The sequence below is a fragment of the Paraclostridium dentum genome (assembly GCF_012922555.1).
GTDB lineage: Bacteria > Bacillota > Clostridia > Peptostreptococcales > Peptostreptococcaceae > Paraclostridium > Paraclostridium dentum.
Genome location: NZ_WIPK01000098.1, coordinates 1 through 532, shown reverse-complemented (window position 1 = coordinate 532; position 532 = coordinate 1). Strand labels below are relative to the sequence as shown.

The following is a 532-nucleotide window of genomic DNA, read 5'->3' as shown; positions in this document are numbered from 1 at the left end:
CGGATAATTATTATATACGATAGACTGAGTTCCAACGCGTCAAATACAGTGATCAAAAGCAACAGAAATGCATGCATACATAAACAAAGGGAAACGATAACTGATAATCAATCACGACGACGCCGACGACGATGAGCTAGAGAGTCTGGGCTTCATCCTTGCGGAAGGCGAAGCCGTAGAGACTGGTGCCATTGTAGATACCATCAGTATGCTGACTAATAACAGTTTGGCCGTTGGACATCCTGTCCTGCTGAGTGTAAGTGTATGGAATAGTGCAGGTGCCCTCTGTGCCCACATATCTAACTACCACCGTGCTTTTCGGTGGCACCGTAACTTGGGACGTAACCGCCACCGATGTTGCAATGGTTTTGGCAATGCCCCACTGGAGAGGCTCCTCCCTTATCTGGGAAGAGACGCTGATGATCCCTCCCCCTGTGATGAAGGGCAGGCCAGCTGAGATGGTTGTGTTCGCCACCGCTGGCGTGCTCGAGCCACGGTTGAAAGTGTAGACTTTCACGTCCTCGTACGAGGT

General features: G+C 50.6%; 1 protein-coding gene. It reads right to left on the bottom strand.

The genetic code is table 11. The features are described from left to right. Positions 1-136: 136 nt before the first annotated feature. Positions 137-532 (bottom strand): hypothetical protein (locus GFJ41_RS18545; RefSeq protein ID WP_206001605.1); only part of this gene is annotated, 396 nt, incomplete at its 5' end.